Below are 563 nucleotides of genomic sequence, written 5' to 3' on the forward strand. Positions count from 1 at the left end.
GGGCCTCTTCCTTGCCACTTTGCGAGGGCAGGTGGAGACGCTCCTCCTAAAGCTTTCCGCGCTGCAAGGACTGTCGTTTCATGCCCTGCGAGACGAAAAAGATGTGGGAGCCGTCCTAAAAGACCTCAAGGTCGATCTGTCCCTACTGCATGCACTCAATTCGGACGCAACTACGTTGGTCGTAGACCTGATAAACGCGAAGCTTGACGAAGTTGCGATCCAGATCATCGATGTTCGACGCAGCATTTCAGACCAGAAGAGGAGGGTTTCGAACCTAATTCAGGTCAATCAAGCATCGATAAATGAGTTCCTCAGTTCCGCGGGCTATCAGTACTCTGTCCGGATTGAGGCCACTGGGGATTCATATCGCATGCTCCTGGAACACAAGGACGCTCCCGGACATCTCGAGTCTGCGTCGAGTCATTTGAGCTATGGCGAGAAGAACGCCTTTGCACTCGTGTTGTTCATGCATCATGTAAATCGGGAGCAACCGGACCTGGTTGTGCTGGACGATCCGATCTCCAGCTTCGATACGTCGATGAAGTTCGCAATCCTCGACCAGC

The 563-nt window shown here is 52.9% G+C and carries 1 protein-coding gene; it reads left to right on the forward strand.

Annotated features, from left to right (window positions below; translation table 11 throughout):
• Positions 1-31: 31 nt before the first annotated feature.
• The coding region (locus tag AC1U89_RS24600; protein WP_479902229.1) for an AAA family ATPase at positions 32-563 on the forward strand (532 nt) is incomplete at its 3' end.

The organism is Caulobacter sp. 05T431, assembly GCF_056665975.1.